General features: G+C 72.7%; 14 protein-coding genes. 3 read left to right on the plus strand and 11 right to left on the minus strand.

What is annotated here, in order from left to right:
* Positions 1-283: 283 nt before the first annotated feature.
* Positions 284-679, minus strand: a complete 396-nt coding sequence (gene sodN, locus ABD345_RS38200; protein WP_030457790.1) for a superoxide dismutase, Ni — start codon at positions 677-679, stop codon at positions 284-286.
* Between the two features lie 104 nt (positions 680-783).
* Here sodN and sodX point away from each other — a divergent pair, with 104 nt between their 5' ends.
* Positions 784-1,206: a nickel-type superoxide dismutase maturation protease gene (sodX, locus tag ABD345_RS38205; RefSeq protein ID WP_344559151.1), complete on the plus strand. Its 423-nt coding sequence runs from the start codon at positions 784-786 to the stop codon at positions 1,204-1,206.
* Between the two features lie 34 nt (positions 1,207-1,240).
* On the opposite strand, the gene ABD345_RS38210 is transcribed toward sodX, so the two are convergent.
* The 5 genes from ABD345_RS38210 to ABD345_RS38230 form a co-directional block, all read right to left on the minus strand.
* A complete protein-coding gene (locus ABD345_RS38210) occupies positions 1,241-1,828 on the minus strand; it encodes a CGNR zinc finger domain-containing protein (protein ID WP_344559153.1) in 588 nt (195 codons plus the stop codon).
* 139 nt (positions 1,829-1,967) lie between these two features.
* A complete protein-coding gene (locus ABD345_RS38215) occupies positions 1,968-2,720 on the minus strand; it encodes an amino acid ABC transporter ATP-binding protein (RefSeq protein WP_344559173.1) in 753 nt (250 codons plus the stop codon).
* A 38-nt stretch (positions 2,721-2,758) separates the two neighbouring features.
* The gene (locus ABD345_RS38220; protein WP_344559155.1) at positions 2,759-3,784 is read right to left on the minus strand and encodes an amino acid ABC transporter permease; all 1,026 of its coding nucleotides are present in this window, start codon (positions 3,782-3,784) and stop codon (positions 2,759-2,761) included.
* Positions 3,785-3,819: 35 nt separating this feature from the next.
* Entirely contained in the window at positions 3,820-4,758 is a 939-nt protein-coding gene (locus ABD345_RS38225) for an ABC transporter substrate-binding protein (RefSeq protein ID WP_344559157.1), read from the minus strand.
* 268 nt (positions 4,759-5,026) lie between these two features.
* Positions 5,027-5,977, minus strand: coding sequence for an ABC transporter substrate-binding protein (locus ABD345_RS38230; protein WP_344559158.1), 951 nt, complete (start codon positions 5,975-5,977; stop codon positions 5,027-5,029).
* A 564-nt stretch (positions 5,978-6,541) separates the two neighbouring features.
* On the opposite strand from ABD345_RS38230, the gene ABD345_RS38235 reads away from it, so the two are divergent.
* Together ABD345_RS38235 and ABD345_RS38240 are read left to right on the plus strand one after the other, a co-directional pair.
* Entirely contained in the window at positions 6,542-7,735 is a 1,194-nt protein-coding gene (locus tag ABD345_RS38235; RefSeq protein WP_344559160.1) for an NAD(P)-dependent malic enzyme, read from the plus strand.
* A 153-nt stretch (positions 7,736-7,888) separates the two neighbouring features.
* Positions 7,889-8,851, plus strand: coding sequence for a zinc-binding dehydrogenase (locus ABD345_RS38240; protein WP_344559162.1), 963 nt, complete (start codon positions 7,889-7,891; stop codon positions 8,849-8,851).
* Between the two features lie 58 nt (positions 8,852-8,909).
* Here the strand turns inward: ABD345_RS38240 and ABD345_RS38245 are convergent, their stop codons facing one another.
* The 5 genes from ABD345_RS38245 to ABD345_RS38265 all read right to left on the minus strand — a co-directional run.
* The gene (locus tag ABD345_RS38245; RefSeq protein ID WP_344559164.1) at positions 8,910-9,908 is read right to left on the minus strand and encodes a PadR family transcriptional regulator; all 999 of its coding nucleotides are present in this window, start codon (positions 9,906-9,908) and stop codon (positions 8,910-8,912) included.
* A complete protein-coding gene (locus tag ABD345_RS38250) occupies positions 9,908-10,801 on the minus strand; it encodes a DUF4097 family beta strand repeat-containing protein (RefSeq protein ID WP_344559166.1) in 894 nt (297 codons plus the stop codon). Before ABD345_RS38250 ends, ABD345_RS38245 begins: the two co-directional genes overlap by 1 nt.
* Positions 10,802-11,017: 216 nt before the next feature.
* Positions 11,018-11,200: a DUF6104 family protein gene (locus tag ABD345_RS38255; RefSeq protein WP_100836393.1), complete on the minus strand. Its 183-nt coding sequence runs from the start codon at positions 11,198-11,200 to the stop codon at positions 11,018-11,020.
* Between the two features lie 63 nt (positions 11,201-11,263).
* Positions 11,264-13,168, minus strand: a complete 1,905-nt coding sequence (locus tag ABD345_RS38260) for a serine/threonine-protein kinase (RefSeq protein ID WP_344559169.1) — start codon at positions 13,166-13,168, stop codon at positions 11,264-11,266.
* Positions 13,169-13,369: 201 nt separating this feature from the next.
* Positions 13,370-16,845: multifunctional oxoglutarate decarboxylase/oxoglutarate dehydrogenase thiamine pyrophosphate-binding subunit/dihydrolipoyllysine-residue succinyltransferase subunit (locus tag ABD345_RS38265; protein WP_344559171.1), on the minus strand; the 3,476-nt coding region annotated here is incomplete at its 5' end.

Raw genomic sequence — 16,845 nt, forward strand, 5'->3', positions numbered from 1 at the left:
GGGGGGCGGTGGGGGAGTCGCCTGCGGCGGGCTTTCGAGGGAGGGGACGGCCGCGCGGGGCGGCGGGGGAGCCGCCTGCGGCGGGCTCCTGGGGGAAGGGGATGGCCGGGCGGCGGGCTCTTCGGGAAGCGGGGGGCCTCCGGGGGATGAGTGCGCCGAGCGGCGGGGGTGGGGCGGGAGGTGTTGGTGGAGGGCTTCCGGGGGCGGGAATGCGGGAACCCGGCTGCCGGGCCCCGTGGGTGGGGTGGTGGCAGCCGGGTTCTCGGGGTGGTGCGGTGGGGCGTCAGGCCTTCTTGGTCTCCCAGAAGATGGCGTCGATCTCGGCGATCAGGTCCAGCAGGGCCTGGCCGGTCGCCGGGTCGGTGGACGCCTTGGCGGCCGAGGCGGCCTTGCCGGCGCGGTTGAACAGGTCGTGCAGGCCCGGGTAGGCCTCGAAGTGCGGGGCCTTGAAGTAGTCGGTGTGCAGCACCGAGAGGTGGTGCTTGACCAGCTCGGCGCGCTCCTCCTTGATGACGATGGCGCGAGCGCGGAACTCGGCGTCCTCGTTGGCCTGGTACTTCTCCTGAGTGGCCTTCACGGACTCGGCCTCGATGCGGGCCTGGGCCGGGTCGTACACGCCGCAGGGGAGGTCGCAGTGGGCGTGGGCGGTGACTCGCGGAGCAAACAGACGAGAGAACATGGGGGTCCTTCCTTAGATCGTCTTCCCGGGCCCGACATTACCCTCACGGCGGGCCGAAATCGCCGTCGCCCCGGTGGCCTAGGGCAAAAGAAGGAGTTCGAACCATGCGATATGGGACACCGCTCGGCGTTGCCGACATCGCCGGTCCGTCGATGCGCCGGACGCTCTCCGACGGCGACCGGGTGCTGGTGCGCTACGGCGGGCGGCTGCGGCCCGGGGCGATCGCGCTGTACCGGCACCCGCTGCAGCAGGACCTGTTGGTGGTCAAGCGCGCGGCGGGGCGGCGGCCGGGGGGCTGGTGGATGCTCTCCGACAATCCGCTGGTGCGCACCGACAGCCGCGAATACGGCGCGGTGCCGGACGAGTTGGTGCTCGGCCGGGTGCTGCTGCGGCTGGCTCCCCGGCCGGCCTGGCTGGCGCCGGGGCGGCGGCTGGAGCGGGTGCTGGGCGGGCCGCTGCTGCGCGGCCGGGTGCCGCGGTTCGCCGAACGGCTGGGCGTGGGCGTCCCGTTCGAGGGGGAGCCGTGACGCGGCGTCCGGTGAGGTGCCGTCAGCCGGGGGTTCAGCCCTGGGCGGCCAGGGCGCGCTGGGCCTCCTGGCGCTTGCGGGCCCGGTAGGCGGCCACGTTGGCGCGGGTGGCGCAGCGGTCGGAGCAGTAGCGGCGGGAGCGGTTGGTGGAGGTGTCGAGGTAGGCGTTGCGGCAGGGCGCGGCCTGGCAGGTGCCGAGCCGGTCGACGCCGAGCCCGGTGAGGTGGATGGCCAGGCCCATGCAGGCGACGGCGGCGTAGTTGGCGGCCGCGGTGGGGGCGTTGTCGGCCAGGTGCAGGTGCCAGTTGGGGCGGCCGGTGTCGTCCAGGTCGTCGTGGCCGGAGACCAGCGGGCTGACGGGGTACTCCACCATCAGGCTGTTGAGCAGGTCGACGGCCCGGACGTCCTCTCCCGCGGCGGCGGCCTCGAACACCCCGCGCAGCCGGGTGCGGACCGCGCGCAGCCGGGGCAGGTCGGCCTCGTCGGCGAGCGCGGCGGCCCGGGAGGGGCCGCCGAACAGCGACCGGACGGCGTCCACCGAGGTGAGGTCGTCGGTGCCGCGGTCGGGTTCCTCGCTGTTGACCAGCCGGACGGCGAAGTCGGCGTACGAGGCGAGCTCCACGGGGGTCCTTCCGGGCGGGGTGTAACGGGTCGAATGACTCCAGGGTATTACAGGTGCGGGGGCGCGTGCCGGTGCCCGCCGCGCGCGGGGGCGCGGGGCGGGCACCGGGGGCGTACGGGCGTGCGGTACGGCGGACGGGTCAGAGCACCTTGGAGAGGAACGCGCGGGTGCGCTCGTGCTGCGGGTTGCCGAGCACGTCGCGCGGGTGGCCGGACTCGACCACCACGCCGTCGTCCATGAACACCAGCGCGTCGCCGACCTCGCGGGCGAAGCCCATCTCGTGGGTGACCACGATCATCGTCATGCCCTCCTCGGCCAGGCCGCGCATCACGTCCAGCACGTCGCCGACCAGTTCGGGGTCGAGCGCCGAGGTGGGCTCGTCGAACAGCATCAGCTTGGGCTCCATGGCCAGGGCCCGGGCGATCGCCACCCGCTGCTGCTGGCCGCCGGAGAGCTGGGACGGGTAGTTGCCGGCCTTGTCAGCCAGGCCGACCCGCTCCAGCAGGGCCATCGCGCGCTCCTTGGCGGCGGCCCGGCCCTCCTTCTTGACCTGCACCGGCGCCTCGGTGACGTTCTCCAGCGCGGTCATGTGCGGGAAGAGGTTGAAGCGCTGGAAGACCATGCCGATGTCCCGGCGCTTGAGCGCGACCTCGCGGTCCCGCAGCTCGTGGAGCCGGTCGCCCTTCTGCCGGTAGCCGACCAGTTCGCCGTCCACGTACAGCCGGCCGGCGTTGATCTTCTCCAGGTGGTTGATGCAGCGCAGGAAGGTGGACTTGCCGGAGCCGGACGGGCCGACCAGGCAGAACACCTCGCTCTGCCGCACCTCCAGGTCGATGCCCTTGAGCACCTCGACCTGGCCGTAGGACTTGTGCACGCCCTCGGCCCGGACCATCGGGCGGTCGGTGGCCAGGGGCGGCTTGGACAGGTCGGTCATGCGTCCTTCCCTCCGTCCGGAGCGCCGCCCGGGGCGTCGCCGGAAGCACTGCCCGGAGCACCGCCGGGGGCGGTGGCCGCCGCCGGGCCCGCCGCCTTCGCCGGGGCGCGGCCGGCGAACAGGGCGCGCACCCGCTGCAGCGGGGTGGGCGGCAGCGTCCGGTTGGCGCCGCGGGCGTAGTACCGCTCCAGGTAGTACTGGCCGACGGTCAGGATCGAGGTCAGCAGCAGGTAGTAGATCGAGATCGCGATCATCGCCGCGATCGGCTTGTAGGTGCGGGTGGAGATGTCGTGGCCGGCGGTGAACAGCTCCACCAGTGAGATCACCTGCACCAGCGAGGTGGTCTTCAGCATCGAGATGGTCTCGTTGCCGGTCGGCGGGATGATCACCCGCATCGCCTGCGGCAGCACGATCCGGCGCAGCACGGTGGTCCGGCTCATGCCGAGCGCGTGCGCGGCCTCGGACTGGCCCTCGTCCACCGACTGGATGCCGGCCCGGACGATCTCCGCCATGTAGGCGGCCTCGTTGAGGCCGAGGCCGAGCAAGGCGGCGGTGAACACCGGCACCAGGGTGTTGGAGTCCTGGGACCAGAAGGACGGGCCGAACGGGACGCCGAGCGAGATCTGCTTCCACAGGAAGCCGATGTTGTTCCAGAGCACCAGCTGCACCAGGACCGGGGTGCCGCGGAAGACCCAGATGTAGAACCAGGCGGTGCCGGAGAGCACCGGGTTCTTCGACAGCCGCATGACGGCCAGCAGCACGCCGCCGACCACGCCCATCAGCATGGACAGCGCGGTCAGCTCCAGGGTGACCCAGATGCCGTGCACCACGGTGGGGTCGCGCAGCGTGGCGCCGACGAAGTCCCAGTCCAGCGCCGGGTTGGTGAGCAGGACGTGCAGCAGCATCGCGCCGAGCACGGCCACGACCGCGACGGAGACCCAGCGGCCGGGGTGGCGGACGGGGACGGCCCTGATGGTCTCGGGCCGTCCCCGCTCCGCCGACCCCTGATCGGTCTTTTCCACGTGATTACCTCGTCGGGGGATCGGGCGGCGGAGGGTCAGCCCTGGCCGGCGGGGTTGATCTCGGAGGTGCTGATCGCTCCGGCGGAGACGCCCCACTTGTCGAGGACGGCCTTGTAGGTGCCGTCCGCCATCAGCGACTGGATCGCGCCCTGGACGGCCTTGCCGAGCGGCGAGCCCTTGGCCAGGATCACGCCGTAGGGGGCGGCGCCGTAGGTGTCGCCGAGCTTCTCCAGCTGGCCGCCGGTCTGCTTGAGGGCGTAGTCGATGACCGGGGAGTCGGCCAGCATCACCTGGTCGCGGCCGGAGACCAGCGACTGGGCGACGTCGGTCTGCAGCGCGAAGCGGTCGCCGTCGTTCGGGACGGCGGGCTTGCCGGCCTTGGCGCAGTCCGGGTTGCGGGTGTCCTTGACCTCGTCGGCCTGGGTGGTGCCGTCCTGGACGGCGACCTTCTTGCCGCACAGGTCGTCCAGGACGATCTTGTCCGGGTTGCCCTTCTTCACGGCGGCGGAGGTGCCGGCCGAGAAGTAGGTGACCATGTCGACCTGCTCCTCGCGCTCCTTGGTGTCGGTGAAGGAGCTCATGCCGAGCTGGTACTTGTTCGACTGGATGCCGGGGATGATGTCGGTGAAGCCGGCGCTCTGGAAGTCGGCGGTCAGGCCGAGCTTCTGGGCGATGGCGACGCCCAGGTCGACGTCCATGCCGACGATCCTGCCCTTCTCGTCCTTGAACTCGTTGGGCGCGTACGAGGTGTCGGAGCCGACCACCAGCTTGCCGCCGGACTTGAGTTCGGCCGGGACGAGGGCGGCCAGCGCCGGGTCGGCCTGGACGGCCGGGATGGACTGGGTGGGGATCGGGGCGGCGCCCGAGGTGGTGGTGGTGCCGGAGCTGCCGCAGGCGGCGAGGAGCAGCGAGCCGGCGGCGAGGGCCGCCGTCGCGGCGATCGGCCGCAGGCGAGGGGTACGGGCAGCGGACATGGGGGGGATCTCCTCCTGGGGGTCGGACGGTGTTCGCGCTGCCGGGTGGGGTGGCGCGGTACAGCGGGGTCGGTGCTCGCCACCCTCCGCCGAGGTGACAGGTGGATCCGGTGTGGGGGAATCCTGCCACTGCGGATGGGCAATTCATCCCCGTCACAGATCAAAATCGGATAACAGGACGGGCTACTGTCCGTTATCCGGATCATTTCCATGATCATGTCACCCGATGCATAGCCATGCACCGGGTGACCACCCGTCAGGCCGAAGCCTAGAAGCCGCCGTTCACCACCGCGCTCTGCACCGCGCCGTCGGACAGGCCCCACTTGGCCAGGATCCCGTCGTACTCGCCGGAATGGATCAGCCGGTCCAGCGCCTCCGTCACGGCGTCCCGCAGCGCGGTGTCCTCCTTCGAGAAGGCGATCCCGTACGGCGCCACCTGCCACTGCTCGCCGGCCAGTTGGAACTTCCCGCCGGCCCGGCCGTTCTTCACCGCGTACGCCGCCACCGGCGCGTCGTCCAGGTCCGCCGCGGCCCGGCCCTGCGCGACCAGGGCCAACGCCTGCTCGTCGGTCTCGGTCTCGGTCACCGTCAGCTTCCGGCCGGCCTTCTCGCACGCCCCGGCCTGCCGCTCCAGCATCCCCGCCTGGGTGGTCCCGCGCTGCACCGCGACCGTCCGCCCGCACAGGTCGTCCAGGCCGGCGATCCGCTGCGGGTTGCCCCCGGCCACCACGATCGAGGTGCCGGTGGCGAAGTAGTCGAGGAAGTCCACGCCGTCGTTCACCTTGCGGGCCTGCTCGTCGACGCCGTCCCGGCGCTGCGGGGTGTCGGTCATCCCCGACATCACCACGTCGTACTCGTGCGCCTGCAGCCCCAGCCGCAGCCGGTCGAACGGCACGTCGCTGAACTGCACCCGCAGGCCCAGGACGTTGCCCAGCGCGTTGGCCAGGTCCACGTCCAGGCCGTCCGGCCGGTCCCCGTCCGCCTTGAAGCCGATCGGGGGGTAGGTCAGGTCCGCGCCGATCCGCAGCACCCCGTCCTTGCGCACCTGCTCCGGCAGCCGGTCCCGCGGGCCGGACGCCGACCCGGAGTCGCCGCCCGACGGGGCGGTGGAGCCGCAGCCGGTCAGCAGCAGCGTTCCGGCCAGGGCCGCGGCGGTGAGGGCGCCCGCGGCGGGGCGCGGACGGGCCCCGGGTCTGGCGGGGGGAGTGGCCGTCGACATCTCGATCCTCCTGTGTGAGAGGGGTGGGCCCCCGCCGCTGCGCGCTGGTGTGCGCGACCGGTGCGCCGGGGCAGGACGCGGACCCGACAGGTGCGGGAACGTCCGGACAACGGTGGTCGAACACCGGATACTGCCATCCCGGCCTGATGGACCGGGTCGCGGGTGTGTCAGAATCTGGTATCGGGTGACCCCCGACGCAGAACTCAGACCGCCGGTCCGCCACAGGGCCGGGGGCGCGGACGAACGGAAGCCCTCACCGGCTCCGTATCCGAGGCGCCGGTTTCCCCTCCGTGTCTGCGTTCATTCCTGCGAGTGCCCTGCGGACCCCTCGCTCATCAGGGGCCACGCGGACAAGAAGGACCCGGCACAGGTGCGGTGCCGGCGTCCGGACGAACAAGCGCAGAACACCTAAAACCCTCACCCCGAGGGCGCCGCCCGACGGCTGCGCCCCGACCCGGACCCGGGTGCGCCCCAGGCGGCGCGCCCGCACTCGCGCATTGCCGCGCACCGAGGTCGAAGTCCGTCGGACGCGCGCCTTCGCTGATATATGACGAAGAGGTCATTGTGGCAGCGGAGATCATCACCGACACCCAGAGCACCGACGACCCGGTCGACGCCGTCTTCGCGCTGCACCGCGGCGGCAAGATGGAGATCCGGGCGACCGTCCCGGTCCGCGACAGCGAGGACCTGTCGCTCGCCTACACCCCGGGCGTGGCCCGGGTCTGCACCGCCATCGCCGAACAGCCCGCGCTGGTCGACGACTACACCTGGAAGGCCAACACCGTCGCGGTGGTCACCGACGGCACCGCGGTGCTCGGCCTCGGCGACATCGGCCCGCGGGCCTCGCTGCCCGTGATGGAGGGCAAGGCCATCCTGTTCAAGCAGTTCGGCGGCGTCGACGCGGTGCCGATCGCGCTGGACTGCACCGGCGTCGACGAGATCGTCGAGACCGTGGTCCGGCTCGCCCCGTCCTTCGGCGGCGTCAACCTGGAGGACATCTCCGCCCCGCGCTGCTTCGAGATCGAGCGGCGGCTCCAGGAGCGGCTCGACATCCCGGTCTTCCACGACGACCAGCACGGCACCGCGATCGTCACCACCGCCGCGCTGTGGAACGCCGCGCGGGTGACCGGCCGTCAGGTCGGCGACCTGCGCGCGGTCATCTCCGGCGCGGGCGCGGCCGGCATCGCGATCGCCAAGATGCTGCTCGCCGCCGGCATCGGCGACGTCGCGGTCTGCGACCGCCGCGGCGTGGTCCACCGGGGCCGCACGGACCTCACCGACGTCAAGGCGGAGATCGCGGCGCTCACCAACCGCGGCGGCGTCACGGGCACCCTGGCCGACGCGCTGAACGGCGCCGACGTGTTCATCGGCGTCTCCGGCGGCACCGTCCCGGAGGAGGTCGTGGCCACCATGGCGCCCGGCTGCTTCGTCTTCGCGATGGCCAACCCCACCCCGGAGATCCACCCCGAGGTCGCCCACCGCTACGCGGCCGTGGTCGCCACCGGGCGCTCGGACTTCCCGAACCAGATCAACAACGTGCTGGCCTTCCCCGGCATCTTCGCCGGCGCGCTCTCGGTCCGGGCCAGCCGGATCTCCGAGGGAATGAAGCTCGCCGCCGCCAAGGCCCTGGCGGGCGTCGTCGCCGACGAACTGACCCCGCAGAAGGTCATCCCGTCGCCCTTCGACGAGCGGGTCGCCCCGGCGGTCACCCGCGCCGTCGCGGAGGCCGCCAGGGCGGAGGGGCTCGCCCGGATCTGACCCGGGGGCGCACGGCGTCGGGATCCGCCCGAGGAGACCCCCGAGGGCGGATCCCGCCGCGCGCCCGGAACGGCCGTCCCGGAAAAGCAATATGGGGACGTTCACAGTGAGTCGCGGTTAACAGGCGGCGCACCGCCCGGCTATGGTCCGGGCATGTTCGCTGCCTACGCCGCCCGCACCAGTCCCGACGACCCGCTGAGCGCACTCGAACTGGGCGAGGTGCCCGAACCGGAGGCCCGCCCCGGCTGGAGCGTGGTGACGGTGAGGGCCGCCACGCTGAACCACCACGACCTGTGGTCGCTGCGCGGGGTCGGACTGCCCGCCGAGCGGCTGCCGATGGTGCTCGGCTGCGACGCGGCGGGCGTGGACGAGGACGGCAACGAGGTGGTGATCCACTCGGTGGTCGGCCAGAGCGGCCACGGGGTGGGCCCGCACGAGCCCCGCTCGATCCTGACCGAGCGCTACCAGGGCACCTTCGCGCAGCGCGTCGCGGTGCCGACCTGGAACCTGCTGCCCAAGCCCGCCGAACTGAGCTTCGAACAGGCCGCCTGCCTGCCCACCGCCTGGCTGACCGCGTACCGGATGCTGTTCACCAACGCGGGCGTGAAGCCCGGCGACACGGTGCTGGTGCAGGGCGCCGGCGGCGGGGTGTCGACCGCGCTGGTGGTGCTGGCCAAGGCCGCCGGGCTACGGGTGTGGGTCACCGGCCGGGACGAGGCCAAGCGGGCCCGGGCGGTCGAACTCGGCGCGGACGCGGCCTTCGAGAGCGGCGCCCGGCTGCCGGAGCGGGTGGACGCGGTGCTGGAGACGGTCGGCGCGGCGACCTGGTCGCACTCGGTGAAGTCGCTGCGCCCGGGCGGCACCATCGTGATCTCGGGGGCCACCAGCGGGCCGAACCCGAAGGCCGCCGAACTGAACCGGATCTTCTTCCTGGAACTCAAGGTGGTCGGCTCGACCATGGGCAGCAAGGAGGAGCTGGCCGGGCTGCTCGCGCTCTGCGCCAACGCCGGGGTGCGGCCGGTGATCGACTCGGTGCTGCCGCTGGCCGACGCCCGGGAGGCGTTCGCCCGGCTGGAGCGCGGGGACGTGTTCGGCAAGCTGGTGCTCACCCCCTGACGCCGCCGCCGGACGGCGGCGGAGCGCCCCCGACCCGTCCTCGGGGGCGCCCCGGGTCCTAACGCCCGTACAGCGCGCGGGCGGCGGCGGCCAGCGCCTGCTGGGCGCGGGCCAGCCGGGCGGCGTCGACGCCGCGGTCGCGGGCGGTGTCCCGGACGTGGTCGCGGAACCGGTCGAGCAGCCGCTCCAGCTCGCGGGCCGGGTCGCCGGCCGGGTCGGTGCGGGCCCAGTCGGGCAGCGGCTCGGCGGCCCCGGGCGCCTGGGCGTCCTCGGCGCCCTCGGCGTCCTTGTCCAGGTCGATCCGGACGGCCGGCTCCTCCGGCCCGCCCCAGCGCGCCGCGTCCGCCAACGAGCCGAGGCCGCGGGTCAGTTCGGCCAGGCCCTCGGCCAGGCCGGCCGACCAGTCGCCGCCCGCGGCGTGCGCCCGGACCTGCTCCTCGATCCGGCGCTTGAGCCGCAGCGCCTCCTGCTGGGCGGCGGTGCGGGCGGCCTTGGACTGCTCGCGCAGCTTCCTGGCCTCGGCCTCGGCGGCCTTGGCCTGCTGCCGGGCGGCCTTCTCCTGCTCCTTGGCCCGCCGGGCCTGCTCCTTGGTCTCGGCCTTGAGCCGGGCGAACTCCTCCTTGGCCCGCTGCCAGGACTCCTGGTCGCGCCAGGACGTCCCGGTGCCGGACGCCCCGGGCTCGGCCTGGTTCCAGAGCTCGGCGCGCAGGTCCTTGGCGTTGTCCCGGACGTCCTGCCGGATGGCCCCGGCGAGCTGACCGACCGAGTCGTGGATCTCGGCCTCCAGGTCGGTCAACTCGGCCGAACGGGAGGCGAGTTCGTCCCGCCCGAGGTCGGTGAGCCGGTAGACCTTGCGGCCGCCCTCGGTGGTGTGGCTGACCAGGCCCTCGGCCTCCAGCTTGGCGAGCCGGGGGTAGACGGTGCCCGCGGAGGGCGCGTACAGGCCGTGGAAGCGCTCCTCCAGCAGGCGGATCACCTCGTACCCGTGCCGGGGGCTCTCGTCGAGCAGCTTCAGCAGGTACAGGCGCAGCCGCCCGTGGCCGAACACCGGTGTCATCAGGACTCCTTGGTCAGGTCGAGCGGGGCCGTCGGCAGCTCCTTGGCCGGGCGGTCCTCCTCGGTCTCGGGGCGGCGCTGGACGGTGACCGCGCCGGTGACGGTGGTCACCGAGAGGCGGCCGCGGCCGGTGCCGAGCTGGCCGGAGAGCTTCTTGGAGCCCCAGCCGCCGCCGACGCTGAGCTCGGCGAAGGCGCTGGAGAGCGTACCGCTGGTGGTGCCGGCCTCGACCTTGGCGTCGGCCAGGGCGGGCAGCCGGACGCCGACCGCACCGGAGACGGTGTTGACGGCGATGTCGGTGGGGGTGGCGGCGTCCAGGTCCAGGGTGACGGCGCCGGAGACCGAGTGGGCGCGGATCCGCGTCGCGGAGCCGGCCACCAGGGTGACCGCGCCGGACACCGTGTTGACCTTCAGCTCGCCGGACAGGCCCTCGGCGTCCACGTCCCCCGAGACGGTGTTGGCGCTGACCTGGCCGGTCAGGCCGGCCAGCGTGGTGGCGCCGCTGGCGCCGTGCACCCCGACCTCGCCGGCGATGCCGGAGATCGTGGCGTCGGCGGAGACGGTGCCGACCCGGACCACGGCGGAGGCCGGGACCGCCACCGTGACGTCGGCGCTGCGCTTGCGGCGCAGGCCGGAGAAGAAGGACTTGGCGGTCGGCACGGACTTCACGGCCGCGCCGAGCTCGCTCCAGCTGAGGTCCTTGTAGGTCACGGTCAGCACGCCGTCCGCCAGCGAGACCTGGAGCGGCTCGCCCTCCAGCCGGGCCACCTCCAGCCGGGCGGGGCCCTCGGTGGGCACCACGTTCACCGTGCCGTCGACGACGCGCACGTGCAGGGTGTGCACCGCCTCGTCGAAGGCGATCTTCTCGGCGCTGTCTACCGTCCACTCGGTCATTTCCGGCTCCCCGTCCGTCCTGTCCTCCGATACGCGATGTATCGCGTCCTTCCTGCTGTTCACGATATATCGCGTAGCCGGGAAGTCAAGGAGCCCCGACCCCACCCCGACCCGGAGCGGACCCCGAGGCGCGGCTCGGGGAGGACCCCGGGAACGGCGACGGCCCGGAAGGCGGACTCGCCTTCCGGGCCGTGCGGTCGACCGCGCCTCAGCCGGTCACTCCTCGTCGTCCTCGTCGTCCAGCCGGGCCAGCCAGGTGGCCAGCCGCTCCACCGGCACCTCGAAGTCCGGGTTCAGGTCCACGAACTCCCGCAGGCGCTCGGCCAGCCACTCGAAGGTGACCTCCTCCTCGCCACGCCGGCTCTCCAACTCCTCGATGCCGCGGTCGGTGAAGTACACGGTGGTTCGCTCCGGGGGTGGGTGGTTCCAGGTCCGTCGGGACCCAGGATAGTGCGGCTCCGATCAGCCGTTGTACCGGTAGTAGCTGAGCGAGAGCGACACCGCGCCGTCGTTGGTGACGTTGCCGATCTTCATGATCGCCACGCTCCAGGTCTGCCGGTTGCGCACGCAGATCACCCGGCCCGGCGGGAGGTCGGAGTACGGGAAGTCGGCGCTCGGGTTCTTGTCGATGGCGTCCGAGCACTCCTGCGGGGTCATCGAGTCCGCCTTGCCGAGGTACCGGTCGTAGCCGTCCGTCACCCGCAGGTCGTCGTAGCCGGGCCGCAGGAAGACGTCGTTGTTGGAGGAGGCCGGCACCACCTTGCCGTTGAGCAGGTCGAAGCCGTAGTCGGTGCTGGGCACCGACAGCTCGCGGTCGGTGTAGACCGCGGTGAACCCGGCGGGCGCCCCGCTCTTGCGGGCGGAGGGCGAGGCGGACGCCGAGGGGGAGGCCTTCGTCGGGGTGTCCGACGGCGCCGCCGTCACCTGGTCCTGACTGCCGCCGCCGCCGCTGCCGCCGCTGCCGCCCGCCGGGTCCGGGCTCGTCGGGGCGCTCTGCGTCGGGGTCGTCGTCTTGTCCTTGTCCTTGTCGTTGAGCGTCTTCATCAGCACCAGGCCGCCGGCGGTGCCCGCCAGCAGCGTCACCAGCGCGACCACCAGCAGGGTCTTCCAGGACACCCCGCCCCGGCGCTCCGGCTTCGCGGCCCGCGCGGCGGCGGCCGGGGCCGGCCCGGGCTCGGCGGCCAGCGGGACGGCGGGCGCCGGCGGCGGGGTGTGCTGCTCGGTCAGCCGCAGCGTCGGATCGGCCGGGGCGACCGGGCCGGTGACCGCCTCCGAGGTCGGGGCGAGCGGCCCGAACGCGCCGGACGGCGGCACCACGGGGGCGGAGTGTTGCACGGGGGGCGCGGCCGGGGGCGCGAACGGGGCGGCGACCGGCGGCGGGGGAGCGGCGGGCAGCGCCGGCGCCGCCGCGGGCAGCGGGGTCGGCGGGGTCCGCGGCAGGTCGGAGCGCCGGGTGATCTCGGTGTTCACCTGCCCGGGCAGCCAGTCCTCGCCGAACCGCAGCTGCCCGCCGACCACCGGGTGCTCCCGGGCCGCCTGGATGATCTCCGCGGGCGTCGGCCGGTCCTCCGGGTCCTTCGCCAGGCAGCGCCCGATCAGCTCGCGCAGCGGCGCCGGGACGGTGCCCAGCTCCGGCTCCTCGTGCACCACCCGGTACAGCACCGCGGTGTCCGGCCCGTCGCCGAACGGCGGCGCGCCGCCCGCCACGTACGCGGCCAGCGCGCCCAGCGCGAACACGTCGGTGGCCGGGGTGATCGTCCGGCCCTGGGCCTGCTCCGGCGACATGAACGCGGGCGAGCCGATCCGGTAGCCGGTGCCGGTCAGCGCCGTCGCGTCGGCGGCCCGGGCGATGCCGAAGTCGATCACCCGCGGCCCGTCCGAGGCCACCAGCACGTTGGCCGGCTTGAGGTCCCGGTGCACCACCTGGACGCTGTGGATCGCCTGCAGCGCCTCCGCGATGCCGCCCACCAGCAGCAGCACCGTGCGCACCGGCAGCGCGCCGTGCTCGCGCACCACCTGCTGCAGCGACGGGCCCGGCACGTACGAGGTGACGAGCCACGGCGCGCCCGACTCCAGACCGCCGGAGTCGATCACCTGCGCGGTGTACAGCCCGTGGATCCGCTGGGCGCTGCTCACCTCCTGGGCGAAGCGGCGGCGGAACTCGCCGTCCTCGGCGAACTCGGGGCGCACCACCTTGAGCGCCACCGGACGCCCGCCCGGCGTGTACGACAGGTAGACCCGGCCCATGCCGCCGGCGCCGAGGCGGGCGAACAGCCGGTAGCCGCCGACCTCGCGGGGGTCGTCCGCCAGCAGGGGTTGGAAGACCGGCGGGAGCGGGACGGCGTTCTGCGGAGTGTCGGCTGCCATGCGGCGGGTCCCCCTTGGATGAGCGTGTCGAAAGACGGCCGTCCGCGCGCGGGCGTCGGAAACGGCGAACCACAACCTACCGATCCGTCAGATCCCTTGCAGCCCGCGGTGCCCGACGGAGCGTCACGGTCCGGAAACGGAACCGCCCCGCCCCCGGAGAACCGGGGACGGGGCGGTCGGTGCCGTGCCGCGCTCAGCGCGTCAGAGCGAGAACACCTCTTCGACCAGCGCCTGCTGCTCGGCGATGTGCCGCTTGGCGGAACCCACGGCCGGGGCCGAGGACGCGGTGCGGGCCACCCGGCGCAGTCGGGCGTTGCCGCCCGAGCGGCCGATCACGACCTGCAGGTGGTCGACCAGGTTCATCGCGATGAACGGCCAGGCACCCTGGTTCGCCGGCTCCTCCTGCGCCCAGACGAACTGGACGTTCTCGCCGTAGCGGCCCAGCTCCTCCTGCAGCTCGGCCACCGGCAGCGGGTACAGGCGCTCGACGCGGACGATCGCGGTGTCGGTGACGCCGCGCTCGGTCCGGGCCGCCTCCAGGTCGTAGTAGAACTTGCCGGAGGTGATGACCACCTTGCGGACCTGCGCCGGGTCGACCGTGCTGTCCCCGATCACCGGGCGGAAGCCGCCGCTGAGGAACTCGGAGGCGGCGGACGCCGCGGCCTTCAGGCGCAGCATCGACTTCGGGGTGAAGACGATGAGCGGCTTGTGGTGCGGGTTGTGCGCCTGCCAGCGCAGCAGGTGGAAGTAGTTCGACGGCAGGGTCGGCATGGCGACCGTCATGTTGTCCTGCGCGCACAGCGCCAGGAAGCGCTCCGGGCGGGCGGACGAGTGGTCCGGGCCCTGGCCCTCCATGCCGTGCGGCAGCAGCAGGGTGACGCCGGAGTGCTGGCCCCACTTCTGCTCGGCGGACGCGATGTACTCGTCGACCATGGTCTGCGCGCCGTTGACGAAGTCGCCGAACTGCGCCTCCCACATGACCAGCGCGTTCGGGCGGGTCAGCGAGTAGCCGTACTCGAAGCCCATCGCCGCGTACTCGCTGAGCAGCGAGTCGTAGACGGTGAACCGGGCCTGGTCCTCGGTCAGGTACATCAGCGGGGTGTAGTCCTCGCCGGTGTTCCGGTCGATCAGCACCGCGTGGCGCTGGCCGAAGGTGCCGCGGCGCGAGTCCTGGCCGGCCAGTCGGACGGGGTGGCCCTCCATCAGCAGCGAGCCGATGGCGAGCGCCTCGCCGGTGGCCCAGTCGATGGTGTTGTCCTCGACCGAGGCGGCGCGGCGCTGCAGCTGCGGCAGCAGGCGCGGGTGCACGGTCAGCCAGTCCGGCAGGTTGACCTGCGAGGCGGCGATCCGCTTGACCATCTCGGCGGAGATGCCGGTCTGGATGGACACCGGGAAGTCGGCGACCGGGCGGCCGGTCTCGGCCGGGGCCGGGGCGGCGGTGGCCTCGCGGACCTCGGCGAACACCTTCTCCAGCTGGCCCTGGAAGTCCTGGAGCGCCTGCTCCGCCTCTTCCATGGTGATGTCGCCGCGACCGATCAGCGCCTCGGTGTAGAGCTTGCGCACCGAGCGCTTCTTGTCGATCAGGTCGTACATCAGCGGCTGGGTGAACGACGGGTTGTCGGCCTCGTTGTGACCGCGGCGGCGGTAGCAGATGAGGTCGATCACGACGTCCTTGTGGAACTGCTGGCGGAACTCGAAGGCCAGCCGCGCGACGCGGACCACGGCCTCCGGGTCGTCGCCGTTCACGTGGAAGATCGGCGCCTCGATCATCCGGGCCACGTCGGTGCAGTACATCGACGAGCGCGAGGACGCCGGGGCGGCGGTGAAGCCGACCTGGTTGTTGACCACGATGTGCACGGTGCCGCCGGTGCGGTAGCCGCGCAGCTGCGACATGTTCAGGGTCTCCGCGACCACGCCCTGGCCGGCGAAGGCCGCGTCGCCGTGGATCTGGATCGGGAGCACCGGGAAGGTGGTGCCGCCGAAGTCCAGGATGTCCTGCTTGGCGCGGGCGATGCCCTCGACCACCGGGTCGACGGTCTCCAGGTGCGAGGGGTTGGCGGCCAGCGACACCTTGATGGTCTCGCCGTCCAGGCCGGTGAAGGTGCCCTCGGAGCCCAGGTGGTACTTGACGTCGCCGGAGCCGTGCATCGACTTCGGGTCGAGGTTGCCCTCGAACTCGCCGAAGATCTTGCCGAACGGCTTGCCGACGATGTTCGCCAGCACGTTCAGCCGGCCGCGGTGGGCCATGCCGATGACGGCCTCGTCGAGGCGGTGCTCGGCGGCGGCGTCGATGGTGGCGTCCAGCAGCGGGATGAGCGACTCGCCGCCCTCCAGCGAGAACCGCTTCTGCCCGACGTACTTGGTCTGCAGGAAGGTCTCGAACGCCTCGGCCGAGTTCAGCCGGCGCAGGATGCGCAGCTGCTCCTCGCGCTCGGGCTTGGTGTACGGCTTCTCCAGGCGCTCCTGCAGCCACTTGCGCTGCGCCGGGTCCTGGATGTGCATGTACTCGATGCCGACGGTGCGGCAGTAGGTGTTGCGCAGCAGGCCGAGGATGTCGCGGAGCTTCATCATCTTCTGGCCGCCGAAGCCGCCGACCGCGAACTCGCGCTCCAGGTCCCACAGGGTGAGGCCGTGCGAGACGACGTCCAGGTCGGGGTGCTTGCGCTGCATGTACTCCAGCGGGTCGGTGTCGGCCATCAGGTGGCCGCGGACCCGGTAGGAGTGGATCAGCTCGATGACCCGGGCGGTCTTGTTGACCTCGTCGTCGTGGGTGGTCGCCACGTCGGTGGCCCAGCGCACCGGCTCGTACGGGATCCGCAGGGACTCGAAGACCTCGTCGTAGAAGTCGTTCGCGCCCAGCAGCAGCTGGTGGATCGAGCGGAGGAACTCGCCCGAGGCCGCGCCCTGGATGACCCGGTGGTCGTAGGTCGAGGTCAGGGTCATGATCTTGGAGATGCCCAGGCGGGCCAGCGTCTCCGGGGAGGAGCCCTGGAACTCGGCCGGGTACTCCATGGCGCCGACGCCGACGATGGTGCCCTGGTTCTGCATCAGGCGCGGCACGGAGTGCACGGTGCCGATGCCGCCGGGGTTGGTCAGCGAGACCGTGACGCCGGTGAAGTCGTCCATGGTCAGCTTGTTGGCGCGGGCCCGGCGGACGATGTCCTCGTAGGCCTGCCAGAAGCCGAAGAAGTCGAGCGTCTCGGCCTTCTTGATGGCCGCGACGACCAGCTGGCGGTCGCCGTTCGGCTTGACCAGGTCGATGGCGAGGCCCAGGTTCACGTGCTCGGGCTTCACCAGGTAGGACTTGCCGTCCTCCACCTTGTAGCTGTAGTTCATCGCGGGGTTGGCCTTCACGGCCTGGACCAGCGCGTAGCCGATCAGGTGGGTGAAGGACACCTTGCCGCCGCGGGCGCGCTGCAGGTGGTTGTTGATGACGATGCGGTTGTCGATCAGCAGCTTCGCCGGGACGGCGCGCACCGAGGTGGCGGTCGGAACCTCCAGCGAGGCGTCCATGTTGGACGCCACGGCCTTGGCCGGGCCGCGCAGCGGGACCAGCTCCGGACCCTCGGCGGCGGCCTTCGCGGGCGCGGCGGCGGCCGGGGCCGCGGCCCTCGGCGCGGGCGGCGCGGCGGGTCGGCCGGGGGCGGGTCGGCGGCCAGCCGGTCCAGCGCGGAGAG

The organism is Kitasatospora saccharophila (genome assembly GCF_039529925.1).
Classification (GTDB): Bacteria; Actinomycetota; Actinomycetes; order Streptomycetales; family Streptomycetaceae; genus Kitasatospora; species Kitasatospora saccharophila.

Excerpts from the sequence above, each read along its gene's own strand:
- sodN (WP_030457790.1), bottom strand. The coding sequence starts at position 679 with ATGTTCTCTCGTCTGTTTGCTCCGCGAGTCACCGCCCACGCCCACTGC.
- sodX (WP_344559151.1), top strand. The coding sequence starts at position 784 with ATGCGATATGGGACACCGCTCGGCGTTGCCGACATCGCCGGTCCGTCG.
- ABD345_RS38215 (WP_344559173.1), bottom strand. The coding sequence starts at position 2,720 with ATGGTCCGGGCCGAGGGCGTGCACAAGTCCTACGGCCAGGTCGAGGTG.
- ABD345_RS38225 (WP_344559157.1), bottom strand. The coding sequence starts at position 4,758 with ATGTCCGCTGCCCGTACCCCTCGCCTGCGGCCGATCGCCGCGACGGCG.
- ABD345_RS38230 (WP_344559158.1), bottom strand. The coding sequence starts at position 5,977 with ATGTCGACGGCCACTCCCCCCGCCAGACCCGGGGCCCGTCCGCGCCCC.
- ABD345_RS38240 (WP_344559162.1), top strand. The coding sequence starts at position 7,889 with ATGTTCGCTGCCTACGCCGCCCGCACCAGTCCCGACGACCCGCTGAGC.
- ABD345_RS38245 (WP_344559164.1), bottom strand. The coding sequence starts at position 9,908 with ATGACACCGGTGTTCGGCCACGGGCGGCTGCGCCTGTACCTGCTGAAG.
- ABD345_RS38250 (WP_344559166.1), bottom strand. The coding sequence starts at position 10,801 with ATGACCGAGTGGACGGTAGACAGCGCCGAGAAGATCGCCTTCGACGAG.
- ABD345_RS38260 (WP_344559169.1), bottom strand. The coding sequence starts at position 13,168 with ATGGCAGCCGACACTCCGCAGAACGCCGTCCCGCTCCCGCCGGTCTTC.